Origin of the sequence: Pseudomonas sp. MD195_PC81_125, assembly GCF_014060985.1 — a bacterium.
Taxonomy (GTDB): Bacteria; Pseudomonadota; Gammaproteobacteria; order Pseudomonadales; family Pseudomonadaceae; genus Aquipseudomonas; species Aquipseudomonas parakoreensis.
Window position 1 is genome coordinate 1 of the sequence record NZ_JABULD010000686.1, and the last position, 14,288, is coordinate 14,288.

The 14,288-nt window shown below is 59.6% G+C and carries 10 protein-coding genes and 3 pseudogenes; 5 read left to right on the plus strand and 8 right to left on the minus strand.

The window, feature by feature from the left end:
- Nucleotides 1-8 precede the first annotated feature (8 nt).
- The 3 genes and pseudogenes from HT737_RS26930 to HT737_RS26940 all read right to left on the minus strand — a co-directional run bounded on the left by HT737_RS26930 (nucleotide 9) and on the right by HT737_RS26940 (nucleotide 2,541).
- Nucleotides 9-628: pseudogene (locus tag HT737_RS26930) on the minus strand (DNA-3-methyladenine glycosylase).
- A 1-nt stretch (nucleotide 629) separates the two neighbouring features.
- Nucleotides 630-1,427, minus strand: coding sequence for an isocitrate lyase/phosphoenolpyruvate mutase family protein (locus tag HT737_RS26935; RefSeq protein WP_047293658.1), 798 nt, complete (start codon nucleotides 1,425-1,427; stop codon nucleotides 630-632).
- 31 nt (nucleotides 1,428-1,458) lie between these two features.
- Complete coding sequence (locus HT737_RS26940; RefSeq protein ID WP_182404347.1) at nucleotides 1,459-2,541, minus strand: bifunctional transcriptional activator/DNA repair enzyme AdaA; 1,083 nt, start codon at nucleotides 2,539-2,541, stop codon at nucleotides 1,459-1,461.
- A gap of 185 nt (nucleotides 2,542-2,726) precedes the next feature.
- Between HT737_RS26940 and HT737_RS26945 the strand changes: the two genes are divergently transcribed.
- Complete coding sequence (locus tag HT737_RS26945; protein WP_047293663.1) at nucleotides 2,727-3,140, plus strand: VOC family protein; 414 nt, start codon at nucleotides 2,727-2,729, stop codon at nucleotides 3,138-3,140.
- On the opposite strand, the gene HT737_RS26950 is transcribed toward HT737_RS26945, so the two are convergent.
- Nucleotides 3,137-3,757, minus strand: a complete 621-nt coding sequence (locus HT737_RS26950; RefSeq protein ID WP_182404348.1) for a LysE family translocator — start codon at nucleotides 3,755-3,757, stop codon at nucleotides 3,137-3,139. The two genes, HT737_RS26945 and HT737_RS26950, sit on opposite strands and share 4 nt — an antisense overlap.
- A 274-nt stretch (nucleotides 3,758-4,031) precedes the next feature.
- Between HT737_RS26950 and HT737_RS26955 the strand changes: the two genes are divergently transcribed.
- Together HT737_RS26955 and HT737_RS26960 are read left to right on the plus strand one after the other, a co-directional pair.
- The gene (locus HT737_RS26955) at nucleotides 4,032-4,646 is read left to right on the plus strand and encodes a biliverdin-producing heme oxygenase (protein WP_182404349.1); all 615 of its coding nucleotides are present in this window, start codon (nucleotides 4,032-4,034) and stop codon (nucleotides 4,644-4,646) included.
- Nucleotides 4,643-6,889 carry an ATP-binding protein gene (locus HT737_RS26960; RefSeq protein WP_182404350.1) on the plus strand — a complete coding sequence of 749 codons (2,247 nt, stop codon included), beginning with the start codon at nucleotides 4,643-4,645 and terminating at the stop codon, nucleotides 6,887-6,889. Before HT737_RS26955 ends, HT737_RS26960 begins: the two co-directional genes overlap by 4 nt.
- A gap of 42 nt (nucleotides 6,890-6,931) precedes the next feature.
- On the opposite strand, the gene HT737_RS26965 is transcribed toward HT737_RS26960, so the two are convergent.
- The gene (locus HT737_RS26965; RefSeq protein WP_182404351.1) at nucleotides 6,932-10,498 is read right to left on the minus strand and encodes a hypothetical protein; all 3,567 of its coding nucleotides are present in this window, start codon (nucleotides 10,496-10,498) and stop codon (nucleotides 6,932-6,934) included.
- Between the two features lie 426 nt (nucleotides 10,499-10,924).
- On the opposite strand from HT737_RS26965, the gene HT737_RS26970 reads away from it, so the two are divergent.
- Complete coding sequence (locus tag HT737_RS26970; RefSeq protein ID WP_108182964.1) at nucleotides 10,925-11,512, plus strand: LysE family translocator; 588 nt, start codon at nucleotides 10,925-10,927, stop codon at nucleotides 11,510-11,512.
- A gap of 15 nt (nucleotides 11,513-11,527) precedes the next feature.
- On the opposite strand, the gene HT737_RS26975 is transcribed toward HT737_RS26970, so the two are convergent.
- The 3 genes and pseudogenes from HT737_RS26975 to HT737_RS26985 form a co-directional block, all read right to left on the minus strand.
- Nucleotides 11,528-12,361: an AraC family transcriptional regulator gene (locus tag HT737_RS26975; protein ID WP_182404352.1), complete on the minus strand. Its 834-nt coding sequence runs from the start codon at nucleotides 12,359-12,361 to the stop codon at nucleotides 11,528-11,530.
- A 35-nt stretch (nucleotides 12,362-12,396) separates the two neighbouring features.
- Nucleotides 12,397-12,901 (minus strand): annotated as a pseudogene (locus HT737_RS26980) (VOC family protein).
- A gap of 234 nt (nucleotides 12,902-13,135) precedes the next feature.
- Nucleotides 13,136-13,805: pseudogene (locus HT737_RS26985) on the minus strand (class I SAM-dependent methyltransferase).
- A gap of 84 nt (nucleotides 13,806-13,889) precedes the next feature.
- On the opposite strand from HT737_RS26985, the gene HT737_RS26990 reads away from it, so the two are divergent.
- Nucleotides 13,890-14,282: a GFA family protein gene (locus tag HT737_RS26990; protein WP_047293682.1), complete on the plus strand. Its 393-nt coding sequence runs from the start codon at nucleotides 13,890-13,892 to the stop codon at nucleotides 14,280-14,282.
- Nucleotides 14,283-14,288 lie beyond the last annotated feature (6 nt).

The following is a 14,288-nucleotide window of genomic DNA, read 5'->3' on the forward strand; positions in this document are numbered from 1 at the left end:
GGCAGCTCCTACAGGGTTTTTGGTAGGCGCCACAGGTACCAGGCCGCCACCGTCCGATACGGCTCCACGCCAAGCCGATCTCGATCATTTGCTTGCGCGTCGGCTGCACCTCCAGCCCCTTCAATCGGCGATAGCCCTCGCGCACGCCAAAGTCATCCGCCGGCAAAATATCCATGCGTTCCAGGCTGTAGATCAGCAGCATCTCCACCGTCCAGCGGCCAACCCCGCGCAGGCTGACCAGACGTTCAATCAGCGCCTCATCGTCCATCGCCAGCGCGGTGGGGTAGTCCGGTACCACGCCGTCCAGCGCTGCCTGGGCGATGCCCTGAATCGTTGCAATCTTGCCCGCCGAAAAGCCGCAGCCGCGCAGTTGATCAAAGTCGGTCGCGAGAATCTGTTCAGGCCGGGGAAACGTCTGCCCGGGAAACAACGCCACCAGGCGCCCGACAATCGCGTCCCCGGCCTTGGCGTGCAGTTGCTGATAGGCAATCGCCCGCACCAGCGACTGATACGGATCACGCGTCGGGTGCGGTTGATGCAGGCAGGGGCCGACGGCGGCAATGTGGCGTTGCCAGTCCTCGTCGAGCGCGGCCAGAAACTCACTGGCCGCCTGATAACGATCCGGCATGCTATTTCAGCAGACCGTTGACTTCGCCGTAGGTCAGCGCCTTCAGATCATGGGTATCGAGCTTGCCGCTGGCGAGGAAGCTTTTCACCAGAGCACCCATCGCGCCATAGAGGAATTCGGCGATCCCGGACCCGGCGCTCAAGCGCCGCACGCCCAGGGCGTGCAGCTCGGTCGGCGAGGGCAGGCAGGCGAAGCCGAGCACGTTCACCGGCAGTGACGTGCCCTTGCAGATTGCCTCGATTTCATAAGCGGCGGTCACGCCAGCGGCAAACAGCCCATCAGCCCCAGCCGCCTGATACAACGCCGAACGGCGCAGGGTTTCGGCGACGCGATCCTCAGCCGGTACCAGACCCTTGAGGTAGACGTCCGTGCGGGCGTTGATGAACAGCTTCACATTGCGCTTGCGAGCGGCTTCGCGGGCGACTTCGATCTTGCGTGCCAACAGTTCCGGGGCGCCGCTGCCGTCCTCGATATTGATCCCGACCGCACCGGCAGCGAGCACCGCATCAATGACTTCGGTCACGCGCCCGAGGTCATCGGAATAACCGGCCTCGATGTCCACGCTCAGCGGCACCTGGATCACCCGCGCGATGGATTCCACGGTTGAAATCAACCGTTCAAGGGGCAGGGTGTTGCCGTCTGGGTAGCCATGCGCCCACGCGACTGCCGCGCTGCTGGTCGCGACCGCTTTACCGCCCGCGTGCTCGACCAGTCGCGCGCCAGTGGCGTCGGCGACGTTGGTCAGGATCAGTAGACCTTCCTGGTGTAACTGGTGGAACCGAGTGTCGAGCGCGTTCATCGAAATCCCTTCTTGTGAGTGGAGCGAAGTGTCAGAAAGCCAGGGGTTGTGTGATCTGCACCGCAGCGTTTTCCAGCCTCAGCAGAAACGCCTTGCGCGGCTGCCCACCACCATAGCCGGTCAGTGAGCCATCCGCGCCAATCACCCGATGGCACGGCACCACGATCGACAACCGATTGTGCCCGTTGGCCAACCCCACCGCGCGACTGGCGCCGGGTTTGCCCAAACGTGCCGCGATGGCACCGTAGGTGCTGGTGTGGCCGAAGGGGATGTTCAGCAGTTCGTTCCAGACTTGCCGGTCGAACGTGCTGCCGGGCAGGTGCAGTGGCACGCTGAAGACACTGCGGGTACCGGCGAAGTATTCCTTCAGTTGTTGTTCGATCTGCTGCAGATGGGCATCGTGCCCCGGTGCGACCACGTAGCCGTGACGGGCCTGCAATTCCTCAACCTCGCGGGTCAGCGCCGGGCGGTCGAGAAACTCCAGTAACACCAGTCCCCGACGTTCGGCCATGGCGATCATCGGCCCCAGTGGTGTGGTCAGGCGGGTGAACAGCAGCGGTTCGCTGTTGGCCGCGCGTCCCGGCGTGATGTGGAAGGATTTCTGGAATGCGTCACGAAAACCGCTGAGTGATTCATAGCCGGAATCAAATGCCGCGTGATCAATCGAGGCGCCCTGGCGAATGCCACCCAGCGCCATGCCGAGCCGGCGCGTGCGCAGCCAGGCATGGAAGGTCATGCCGAAGTGCTGCTTGAACCAGCGCCGCAGCTTCAGCGGTTCGATGCCTTCGGCCAGCAACTGGGCGTCGCTCCAGCGCATTTCGGGGTCGGCATCGACGGCTTTGAGCAGGCGCTGCACCCAATCGGGCGCGATGGCCGCAGCGTCCAGCGGCTTGCAGCGCAGGCAGGCGCGATAACCGGCGCTCAGGCACTCATCGGCATGGGTGAAAAATTCGACGTTTTCCGGCTTCGGCTTGCGCGCCGTGCAACTGGGGCGGCAGAAGATCCCGGTGGTTTTCACGGCCGTGAAGAACACCCCCTCGTAGGCGGTGTCGCGTTCGAGCATGGCGCGAACCATCTCGGCGTGGGGCGGCAGCAGTGCGGTTTGTATGTTCATGGCCAGAGCTTAAATCCAGGATTTCGATGGCTCCACCGAAAAATCGACAGTGAATTTCCAGAACCTCTGAACTACCGTGTAGGAGCTGCCGCAGGCTGCGATCTTTTGATCTTGTTTCTTAAAATCAAAAAGCAAAAGATCGCAGCCTTCGGCAGCTCCTACAGAGTGGGTGAGGTGTCGAGTTTATGCATCCGTTTTCGATTCAACATATTGATCACATCGTCCTGCGCGTCGCCGATCTGCAGCGCAGTATCGATTTTTACTGCCAGGTCTTTGGTGCCGAGGTGGTCAGGCACAACGAGCCGCTGGGTCTGGTGCACCTGCGCGCCGGGACTTCGATGATCGATCTCGTCGACTTGCAAGGCGAGCTGGGCAGGAAGGGCGGCGGTGCCGCCGGGACCGAGCGGCGCAACGTCGATCACTTCTGCCTGCGCATCGAGCCGTTCGATGAATTTGCGCTGACCGAGCACTTGCAGGCACACGGTCTGACCGTGGAAAAAGCCGCCCGACGCTTCGGCGCCGAAGGCTACGGCCTGTCGCTGTATTGCTTCGACCCGGACGGCAATCAGGTCGAACTCAAAGGCCCGTCCGAGGCTTAAGCGCGCTTGGCGAACAACAGCACTGAAGCGGCCGCCGACAGCAGCCCTGCACAGCACCGGTTGAAGATCCGTTTACCGCGCGGCTCGGCGAACCAGCGGCGCATATGCAGACCCATCCACGCATAGGCACCGATCGCGATCCATTCCAGCAGCAGGAACAGTGTACCGAGCACGGCGAATTGCGCCGGCACCGGGCGGCTCGGGTCGACGAATTGCGGCAGGAACGCGGTGAACAGCAAAATCGCTTTCGGATTGCCCGCCGCCACCAGAAACTCCTGACGCGCCAGGCGCCAGAATCCCACCGACGCTCCCGCCACTTGCTGCTCGGCCTCGGGATTGGCGCGCCACAGTTGCCAGGCCAGGTACAGCAGATACGCCGCGCCGATGATCTTGATCGCATGGAACAGCCATTCCGAGGTCTGCAGCACCACTGACAGTCCGGCGCCGGCGAGGGCGATCATCCCGGCGAACGCGATAATCCGCCCGATACCGGCGGCGCAGGCCCGGCGATAGCCATAGCGGGTGGCATTGCTGACCGACAGCAAATTGTTCGGGCCGGGGGCCATGTTCAAGGCAAAGCAGGCCGGCAGAAACAGCGTAAGCGTGGCGAGATCCATGGATGTGGGCTCCAGAAGCGATGCCGCTTTTTTATCACAGGCGGCGGCCGCGTTGACCCATACAGTCGCGCGGCGCTGTCGCGGTACAGCCTTGGCAGTTCCTTCAATCCAGTCGAACTTTTCCGATTGGCCGGAACTCTCAAAAGTCTGAAGGCGCTGGTTTCGTCAGAAAAATCTATGCGCCAAGTCAGAAAAAGGCGTTTGCCGTGTAATATTCGTCCAAAGCTGCAAACACCCTGCCGGCCCCGAAGCGGCCCCACCAAGAGCGATTTACATGCAAGCAAAGGCCCGTGAAGTTTATGTGCCGCCGGTGCTGCAAGATCTGCGAGCCGGCACTGCCGAACTGCACATCGCACTGGAAAAACGTCTTCCTTTTTTCTCCAATACCCTCGATTCCAACGCTTTCGTACGGTTGATGCAGGCTTATTACGGCTTTTATCGGCCATTGGAAAACGCATTGCTCGACAGCGGCGCGATCCCGGTGGATTTCGATCTTTCGCCACGCCTCAAATCGCAGATTTTGCTCGATGATTTGCAGGCTCTGGGCCTCACGACCGAGACCATCGCCCGTTTGCCACAGTGTCAGACGTTGCCCGTGATCGACTCCGGGCCGACTTGCCTGGGTGTGCTGTACGTGCTGGAAGGGGCAACCCTCGGCGGGCAGATCCTGCGTCGCGAAATCGCTTTGCGGTTGCGTCTGGACGCCGACAACGGCGCGGCATTCCTCGACGTTTACGGCGCTGCCACCGGCCGCCGCTGGCGCGATTTCATTGATTACCTGGGCAGTCGACCGCTGAGTGCGGATGAACGTGAAGCCGTGGTTGCGGCGGCCCAATCCACATTCAGTTGTTTCGAGCGCTGGCTCGAAAGCCGGGAGGTACTGGCATGAACCCGCAAGACCAAGAAGCCTTTGAAGAACTGCTGGCCAACTGTGCCGACGAACCGATCCGTTTTCCGGGTGCCATCCAGCCCCATGGCCTGCTGCTGACCCTGAGCGAGCCGGCGCTGGACATCATTCAGATCAGCGCCAACGTCGAGACCCTGCTGGCACGCCCGGCGCAAGAACTGATCGGCCAGCCACTGCACGAATTGCTAGGTGAGACGCACGCGGCGGTCGTGCGCGAGGCGTTGCAACAACCGGTATTTGCCGATGCCGGACCGCTGCATTTCCGCCTCAACGGCACCGCGTTCGAAGGTCTGCTGCACCGTCATCAAGGCGTGTTGATTCTGGAACTGGAAATCCACGTCGAAAACTTCCAGCCGCGTAACGTCGCCGGCAACCGGACCCATCTGGGCCGCATGCTCCAGCGCTTGCAGGCAGCCACCACATTGCAGGCGCTGTATGACATCAGCGTCAAGGAAATCCAGGCGATGACCGGTTACGACCGGGTGCTGATCTACCGCTTCGAAGAGGAGGGCCACGGCCAGGTGATCGCCGAGGCGTCCGATCCGTCGATGGAAGTGTTCAACGGCCTGTTCTTCCCGGCTTCGGACATCCCCGAGCAAGCGCGCGAACTGTATCGCACCAACTGGCTGCGGATCATCCCGAATGCCGATTATCAGCCAGTGCCGCTGGTGCCCAAGCTGCGCCCGGACACCCAGACCCCGCTGGACCTGAGTTTCGCCACCCTGCGCAGTGTCTCGCCGATTCATTGTCAGTACATGAAAAACATGGGCGTTCTGTCGTCGATGAGCATCTCGCTGCTCAAGGGTGACAAACTCTGGGGCCTGATCAGCTGTGGCAACCGCCAGCCGCTGCATGTGCCGCACGAGTTGCGCAGTGCCTGTCAGACCATCGGTCAGGTGCTGTCGCTGCAGATCAGCGCGATGGAGGCGCTGGAACTCAGCCGTCAGCGGGAAGAAAAGGTCGAGGCACTGGCATTGCTCAATCAGGCCATGATCGACTCGCCGCAAAACGTCTTCGATGGCCTGGCGCAACAGCCGCAAGTGTTGATGGTACTGGCCGGGGCCGGGGGCATTGCGATCATCGAAGACAAGCAGTTGCACCGTTACGGCAACTGCCCGGAACCGGAAGACATTCGCGCCCTGCACAAGTGGCTGCAGGAAACCGGCGAGCCGGTGTTCGCCAGTCATCATTTGGCCAGCGTCTATCCGCCGGCCGCGCAGTTTCAGCAAGTGGCCAGCGGCGTGCTCGCCATGAGCCTGCCCAAACCGGTGGACAACGGCGTGTTGTGGTTCCGCCCCGAGGTCAAGGAGAACATCAACTGGAGCGGTGATCCGCGCAAGCCGCTGGACCTGGAAAACTCCGATGCCGGCCTGCGTCTGCGCCCGCGCACCTCGTTCGAAATCTGGAAAGTCGAGATGGCCGGGATCTCCACCAAGTGGAGCCACGGCGATCTGTTTGCGGCCAATGACCTGCGCCGCTCCGCACTGGAAAACGACCTGGCCCGGCAGGTGCACCGCGAGCAGGAAGCGGTGCGCGCCCGGGATGAGCTGGTGGCGGTGGTTTCCCACGACTTGCGCAATCCGATGACCGTGATTTCCATGCTCTGCGGCATGATGCAGAAGACCTTCAGTTCCGACGGCCCGCACACTTCGCGGCGCATCTCCACCGCGATCGACACCATGCAACAGGCGGCGGGGCGGATGAACACGCTGCTCGAAGACTTGCTCGACACCTCGAAAATCGACGCCGGGCGCTACACCATCGCCCCGCAGACCCTGGACGTCGGGCAGATGTTCGAGGAAACGCAATCCCTGCTGGGGCCGCTGGCGCTGGACAAGGACATCAGCATCTCGTTCCAGGCCGACCCCGACCTGAAAATCCATGCCGACCCGGAGCGCCTGTTTCAGGTGCTGTCGAACCTGATCGGCAACGCGATCAAGTTCACCCCGCGCAAAGGTTCGGTGGGCGTGCTGGCCAAGTCTGACGGCAAGGAAATCGTGTTTACCGTGCGCGATACCGGTGAAGGCATTCCCAAGGAAAACCTGGCGCGGGTGTTTGACCGCTACTGGACGGTGAAGGAGGGCAACCCGACCGGAACCGGACTGGGTCTGTACATCACGCAGGGGATTGTTGAAGCTCACGGCGGACGCATCGAGGCCAGCAGTGAGCCGGGTGAGGGCACGGAGTTTCGGTTTACCGTGCCGGCGATGCTTGCCGGTGAATGAAACAATCCGTGCCTCGTTAAACGGGGCACGGATTTTGAGTGGTCAGCCCAGGTCGCTCAACGACATGAACACGTGTTTCGGCATCGGTACAAATCGCTGGTTGCGCAGCTGGCTGATCGCATACACCGCGCTGGCGGTACGACCATTGCCGTCGCCGAAGCCTTGAAACCCGGCGATGGCCGCCAGCAAGTGTTTGTCGAAGTGCTCATGGGCGGCATCGAGCGTTTTCAGATGTCGTTCCAGAGCAGCAAAACCGCTAATGGTGCCACCATATTTTGTTGGCTGTCCGACATCGCGCACAGACCCCGCCAATTCAGGAACCAGTCGAGCGTTGATCTCTTTAACCACGGTCGCGTCGGTCAGGGATTTGTTGTTGCCCGCATACTCACGCAGGATCGCCACAATGTGCGCCAGGTCGTTGTCGGAGGTCGAGCCTTTGACCATCCACGCCCCGGCTCGCTGCGCATTGTCGGAGAAACCCTGCGGGTTGAACGACGATTCTGGCATCACGTCGGTGTAGGGCGGCTTGCCAAGATCCAGCTTCAAGACGTTTTGCTGATGATTATTGAGGTAGATGACTTTCTTTGATTCAAGCTCGGCCATGAACCCGAGTGTGTCGGAATAGTCATGGGCTTTTGTGGTGAACTTCGTTCCATCGAACCGGGGACCCTTGTTTTTTGTGAACGTGATTAATACGTTGTTCGCTGCGGCGTGGCCTATTAACGATTCCAGTTGCTGGAATCCCTTTGACGGCGCAGCCGCTTCCCTCGTTGCAGTATTGAAAAGATGCTGCAGCTCTGTCGCATTGCTGCCCTTGGGGACGGATATAACGTCCTGACTCAGTCGTGTGACGATCTGTTCGACAGTTTCCAGAGCGTCATCCTTGAACAGTGCCCGCGCATGAGCCACCGTCGGCAGGGTCATGCGAATCTCGGCCGCCGCCCCGGACTTGCTCAACGCTTTGACCAGGTCGTAGGAGCCACTGCTGGTGGTCGTCAGTCGACGCAACTGGCGGGCGGCTGTCATGCTGATCGAACTGCCAGCCTGGCTGAGTTTCAGCGCGCCTTTGCCTGCCAGCTTCCCGGCGCCGACGATCACTTGGGGAACACCGTCGACGGGGTTGAAGATTGACACCAGAACACTGCCGGCCACGCGCCCCAGGCTGAGCAGCCTGGTGCTGCTTGCCACTGCCTTTGCCAGCGCACCGGCCGCGCCGATAAAGACGAAGGACACCGCGAGGGCGTCGATGACGCAACTGAAGGCGGCCCCGCTGCGTTTATCCGGATCATCCGAAGTCAGTTGCTGGATACAGCCTCTGAATGGAATGAAGATATTCAGAATGATGTTGGCAACGCGCTCGTACGCTTCCTGCTTTTCCTCGTATTCAGTCTGGTCATAGCCCATCCGGTAGTATTCGTCGTAGGTGATCGGCGGGTTCTTTTGCGCAATGAAGTCGGCAATGTCTTTCAGCCTCGGCGATTGGTAACTTTCCATTGGCGATGTGTACCAGGCTGACTCTTTGTCGTATGGCGCAAATTGACCAAACCGATCAAGCAGCATGCCGAACTCGTGAACATCTGCATGTTCGGCCAGTTCCCAGTGGCGGCGCGGCAGTAGTTTATTGATGTCTGCCTGTTCGCTCTGGGAAGGCGTTGCACCCTGAAAGTACGCCGCGTGCTCGGTAATGATGTTTTCCAGATAGGTAAGGCGCGGGAAGTTCCCGTTCTTGCCGTTGGTCGCTCCGTCGAAGCTTGCTGTGTCTTCGTTAAATATATGACCGCTGGCGAAAGCCTCGGCCAGGCGATCGCTTTTGCGGCACAGTCCTTGTAACGGGAACAACTCATAGCAATGGTTTTTCGATTGGTGACGGCACAGGATGACCACCCCGTGCGGCGAGAAGTGGTCGGCGCTGTGCCCGGGGATATTGCGGTTACCGCGCACCAGGTAGAGCGTTAATGCGCCCTGTGTCAGTGCTTCTCGATCACTCAGGCCGAGGCGGGAAAATGCCAGCCGGATCATGGTGCTGATTCCCGACTTGAAGGTTTCGTGCTGCCCCTTGATCTTTGCGGCATACAATTGATTGACTGGCGCAAGGCTGGCCAATGTCGGATGCACGTCGTGCAAATTGCGCCGGGTCGATGTGCTGGTGAGGTTTTTACGGTGTAACTGGTTGGCAAGGTAAAGATTGATCACCGTGTCGCTGATCAGTCCCCCTTTATTGTGCGGCGAACGAAATACCTCCTGATGGTGGTTGATGTCGGCATCGAACAGCGTTTGCTGCGCCAGGTTCCTTCGGCTGGCCGGCGCAGTGGTTATAGACTTCAGTGCCGCCTCCAGTTCATCGGCATATGTGTTGTAGTGATTCATTGCCGCTGTTGCGATTTGTGCTTCGGATAATGTCGAATCTTCACGGAGCATCACTTCGTTGATGTTTGCCCAATCCAGCACGCACTGCAGATTGAGTAATTGATGCAGGGAGCGTTGTGCATCGCTGAGCGGCGCCAGTTCGGCAAATTTCATCAGTTGCTCATAAGACAGTTTGCGCGACAACCCGGGAGCGATCCTTTCTGTCAGCATGACCGCCTTGCGCAACATGACCCAGCCTGGTGAGCCGATCAGCAGTGTCGGCGGGGTAACGACCAGAAACTCTGGTGATTGCCCCGCCAGCACCAGTTCCACTGCCAGGTAAGCGGCAAACAGACTGACGCGGTTGATCTGCTCAAAGTGGCGCTTGAGACGAGTCCGCGCCTGCGCCGGGGTTTCATGCACATACAGCGATTCATAACGCAGACTTCGATGAGTTTCGACCCGTTCCTCCGAGCCCATGTCCAGGTCCAGCACGACCGCGGCCAGCAACAGCCGGCTGCGGGTGACCTCCGTTATTGTGGGGGCCTTGCCTTCGATCAGAAGTGCATCGAAACAGCTCTGAGCCAGACGGTGTGCCTCGCTCGTTTGCATCAAATACTCCCACGCCAGTCGCGGATCTTCCTGCAGCAAGGCGCCGCTTTTTCTCTTGAGCACCACATCCGTCAGGTAGTTGATCAACGGTTCGGAATGCCGCCCCAGGTCGGCCATCAACTTTCGCACGACCTGCATGATCACAGGATACTGTGCGGGCTCGATGATCAGGGCGACATCCTGAGTCTCCTCGGAAATACCCCAGTAGTTAGCGAATTTTGGCGGTGCGGGCATTTTGAAGTTGAGGCAGTCAATCAAGTTTGCAAGGTCTGCGTAGTCGTTGGGCGGATCGATTTCCTGAAACGCCAGCCAGTTGCGCAGTGGCACCGTAGCGCTGGAAGAAATAATGCCGCCAGAACGCCATGCGGTTTTCGACAGGAGTTCGATATCGTTCCGTAAAGATTCGATCTCATACAGTTCGTCGGTAATGATGGTGGATTGGATGTAAAAGCCCGTAGCACCGAATTCCTCATAGGCGGCGTAAACTTCACCATTGCTTCTGACCATGAAAAAGTGATCGGCAGGAAGGTCGAAGGAGGCAATGAATTCAATGAATTCCGGATGTTTGCTGAGTGAGCGCAGCAATAATTTGCCAGCGAGATGTTCGCTGTCGAAACGACTTCCCGACACCACTTCCGTAGCGAGTTGCATGAGGTCTTCTTCAGCACGAAAAGATTGTCGAAGGAAATTTCGGTTCTCCAGAGCCCTGGCGATTTTCAATCGTTCTACTTCGTCGGCCGATGCGGGGGTCGTTGCAAAAAAGGTTGCGGTTAATATCCATATTGAGTTGTTCTGGTCCGTGTTGGTTAGTGCGGCAATCAGCCAGGTTAACGTGGCTGGTTGTGAAGGGGTCGGGAATATAAAACATCGAGCAAAGTTGGTTTTTTGTTTTAAGTTGCAAGTTGTTTTTGAAAGTGCCGAGATGTCTGTTTGAGGTATTAAGTGGCAACAGAAACTTCGTCGCCGGTTTCAATGGCCTGAGTGGTGGCGCGGGTCGTGGGTGATTTTGTTCAATACGCGGGCGCACGGCGCTGTCTACTGTTGGCTCCTTGTTCCCCAATTTGCAGCAGGTGCGTAATGAGTCTGATTGTGTCGATGGCGGCGTTTGCGCTGGTGGCATCCATAACCCCGGGGCCGGTAAATATCGTCGCGCTGAGTTCCGGGGCGCAATACGGCTTTCGGGCCAGTCAGCGGCATGTGGCGGGGGCGACGCTGGGCTTTGTGCTGTTGCTGGTGCTGATGGGGTTGGGCCTGCATGAAGTCCTGAAACTGTGGCCATTCCTGACCCGGGTGGTGCAATTGGCCGGGGTGGCGTTTCTGTTGTTCATGGCCTGGAAGCTGGCTGCCGATGACGGCCAGTTGCATGCCGGCGAAGCGGGGCGGGCGCCGTCGATGCTGTACGGCGCGGTGATGCAATGGCTCAACCCGAAAGCGTGGCTGGCCTGTGTGGCAGGGATGGGCGCGTTTGTCGCCGATGGCGAGGCGCGGCTGGTCTGGCAGTTCGCCGCAGTGTATCTGGTGATCTGTTATCTGTCGGTCGGTTGCTGGGTGTACGCCGGAACGTTTTTGCGGGGGTATCTGGGCAATCCGGCGGGGATGCGCCTGTTCAATCGCTTGATGGCCTTGTTGCTGGCGGCGAGCGCGGTTTATCTGCTGTTGCCGTGAGCCCGAAGTCGATGGTCAGCCGCGATATTGGCCGGGTGTCGCGGCCAGATGCTGTTTGAACGCGCGCTGAAAATGCGCCTGATCGGCAAACCCTGCTTCCAGTGCAACATCGGCAATCAGCTGGCCGCTGCGCAGGCGTTCGCGGGCAAACTGGATGCGCTGGTTGACCAGAAACGCGTGCGGCGTCATGCCGTAATGCTGCTTGAATGCGCGGATCAGATACGACGCTGATAACTGCGCCGCCGTGCAGATGTCCTCCAGGCTGAGCAGGTCAGTGCAATGTTCGCGGATGAAATCGGCGGCGCGTTCGAGCTTGAAATTCGGTTCGCGCAGCGCCGGTTCAGCCGGGTTCAGGCGCCATTGCAAATCACTGAAAAACTCCACCGCTGCGCTGTGTTTACGCTGTGCGTCCTGCTGCTCATCGACCAATAGGGCGTAAAGCCCTTGCAGGTCACGAAACAGTCGCAGGTCATCCAGGTGCGTGGTGGCAAATCGGCGAAACTCAAGTTCGGCACTGAACCCCAACTGATGCTGCAGATCGGTCAGCCATGGCGTATCGACATACAACATCAAGTACGACCACGGCTGATCATCGATCGGATTGCAGGCATGCACGTCGCCCGGATTCATCAGCACCACGGTGCCGGCGGCCACTTCGAATGTCGATTGCTCATGCACATAAATGCTGCGCCCGGCCGTGATCGCGCCGATGGAAAAGTGCGCATGGGAATGGCGTGAGTAGCAGACCTCACGACCATCGGCGATGGCCCGCGCTTCGATGAAGGGCAGGGCATCGTCCCGCCAGAAGCGTGGGGCTTTTTGAGGATTTTTGGCGGCAGCGTGTTTCATCGTTATGGTTCCCGGCAGGCCAGACCCGGAGTGTATTAGCTCTGGCCGGCAAAGGCCCGCTCCAGTTCAGCGATGTCGAGTTTTTTTCATCGTGAACATGGCCTGCATTGCCCGTTGCGACTTGCTGGTGTCAGGGTCCTGCATCATGTGCATGAACGCCACCGGCACGATCTGCCACGACACGCCGAACCTGTCCTTGAGCCAGCCGCATTGCTGGGCCTCGACCGGGCCACCGGCCGACAGGTTGCCCCAGAAGTGGTCGATTTCTTCCTGATTCTGGCAGTTGACCTGAAACGAAATCGCCTCGCTGAACTTGAACATCGGCCCGCCATTGAGACCGGTGAAACTGTGGCCGTCGAGTTCGAAACTGACGGTCATCACCGCGCCTTCCGGCTTGCCGTGGAATTGCTCGCCGACCTTGCTGTAGTGGGTCAGTCCGGTGATTTTCGAATGATCGAAGATCGAGCAATAGAACTTCGCAGCCGCTTCGGCCTGATCATCGAACCACAGGCACGGTGTGATTTTCTGGAAACGTTGCATGGCAGTCATCCTCGGCAGGTTAGACACGCGGGATTTACAGCGTAGTCAGTCCTTGGTCGACTGGCGGTGCCGTAGATCGACAAGTGCAGTGCAATTCAGCAACACCCTGAACCTGTGGGAGCTGGCTCGCCAGCGATGAGCCGACACGTTCAGAAGTGATGTTGCCTGAGCCACCGCCATCGCTGGCAAGCCAGCTCTCACAATGTCTGTGACTCAGTCAGGATGTGCAGGAAGTCAGCGCCGTTCGGCGATCATCAGTAACGACTGTGGCACCGGGCTTTGCGGATGCTGCGGCTCCTGCAAACCGAGCATGTGAAACCCGGCCATGTCCAGCGCGTTGCACCAGCTCGACAGCGTGCGGAAATACCACGGCATCGGCTGCCACTGGCCCTTGAACGCGGCGAACGATTCTTCACGCCAGCCATCCTGATAATTGCCGGCCGCCACGGCCCACGGATGCAGGGTCTGAATGATGATGGCGCCGCCGGGAACCAGCAACGCATGCATCGCAGCAAGCAGCGGGATGATGTCCTGATGCAGCAGCGAAAAGTTGGCACAGATCAAATCGTAATCACGGCCAACATCAATCTCGGCGTCGACCAGCGCCGCGTAACGGGCGACATGCACCTTTGTCGAACCGGCCGCGCGTGCCGCCTCGATCAGCCTTGCATCGCCGTCGACACCCGCCGCATCAATGCCGCGATCCGCCAGCGCGCGCAACAACCAGCCTTCGCCGCAACCCAGATCCAGCCACGCGTTCCGGTTGGCGGCCCATGATCGCCAGCAGGATCGCCTGATCGGTGACCTGCTGACGGCTTCCGATGGCACCGCTGCGGATCACCTCGATCCAGGCTTCAGCGTTGGCGTGCCAGCTCTGCAACAAGGTGGATTCAAGGGAGGGCATGGCGCTGTCTCCGAAATTGTGAGCGTTCGCTTGTACGGCTGCTATGTTCAAAGGCTGAACAAAGTCTGGCAGAGGATAGACACCATGACCCCATTAACCGGCGGTTGCCTGTGCGGCGATGTTCGCTTCGAAGCCGCGGGCCAACCTTACCGTATCGGCATTTGCCATTGCCTCGACTGCCGCAAACATCACGGCGCATTGTTTCACGCATCGGCAATATTTCCGGAGAAGGCGGTGACCGTCAGCGGGACTCTCGGCGAGTATCAAGGGCGGGTCTTTTGCCCGCGCTGTGGTTCGCCGGTACTAGCGCGTTCGGGGGATGAGATTGAAGTGAATGTCGGCTCGCTGGACGCGCCGAACCAGTTCAAGCCGACCTATGAGCTGTGGACCATCCGCCGCGAGTCCTGGCTACCGGCGCTGCCATTGGCGCACCATTACCAACGTGATCGCGAAGGGACGGGCCGTACCGAGGCGTAGTACGCA

Bases quoted from the DNA above. Each gene is read 5' to 3' on its own strand.
- HT737_RS26935 (WP_047293658.1), bottom strand. From the start codon at position 1,427: ATGAACGCGCTCGACACTCGGTTCCACCAGTTACACCAGGAAGGTCTA.
- HT737_RS26940 (WP_182404347.1), bottom strand. From the start codon at position 2,541: ATGAACATACAAACCGCACTGCTGCCGCCCCACGCCGAGATGGTTCGC.
- HT737_RS26945 (WP_047293663.1), top strand. From the start codon at position 2,727: ATGCATCCGTTTTCGATTCAACATATTGATCACATCGTCCTGCGCGTC.
- HT737_RS26950 (WP_182404348.1), bottom strand. From the start codon at position 3,757: ATGGATCTCGCCACGCTTACGCTGTTTCTGCCGGCCTGCTTTGCCTTG.
- HT737_RS26955 (WP_182404349.1), top strand. From the start codon at position 4,032: ATGCAAGCAAAGGCCCGTGAAGTTTATGTGCCGCCGGTGCTGCAAGAT.
- HT737_RS26960 (WP_182404350.1), top strand. From the start codon at position 4,643: ATGAACCCGCAAGACCAAGAAGCCTTTGAAGAACTGCTGGCCAACTGT.
- HT737_RS26965 (WP_182404351.1), bottom strand. From the start codon at position 10,498: ATGCAACTCGCTACGGAAGTGGTGTCGGGAAGTCGTTTCGACAGCGAA.
- HT737_RS26970 (WP_108182964.1), top strand. From the start codon at position 10,925: ATGAGTCTGATTGTGTCGATGGCGGCGTTTGCGCTGGTGGCATCCATA.
- HT737_RS26975 (WP_182404352.1), bottom strand. From the start codon at position 12,361: ATGAAACACGCTGCCGCCAAAAATCCTCAAAAAGCCCCACGCTTCTGG.
- HT737_RS26990 (WP_047293682.1), top strand. From the start codon at position 13,890: ATGACCCCATTAACCGGCGGTTGCCTGTGCGGCGATGTTCGCTTCGAA.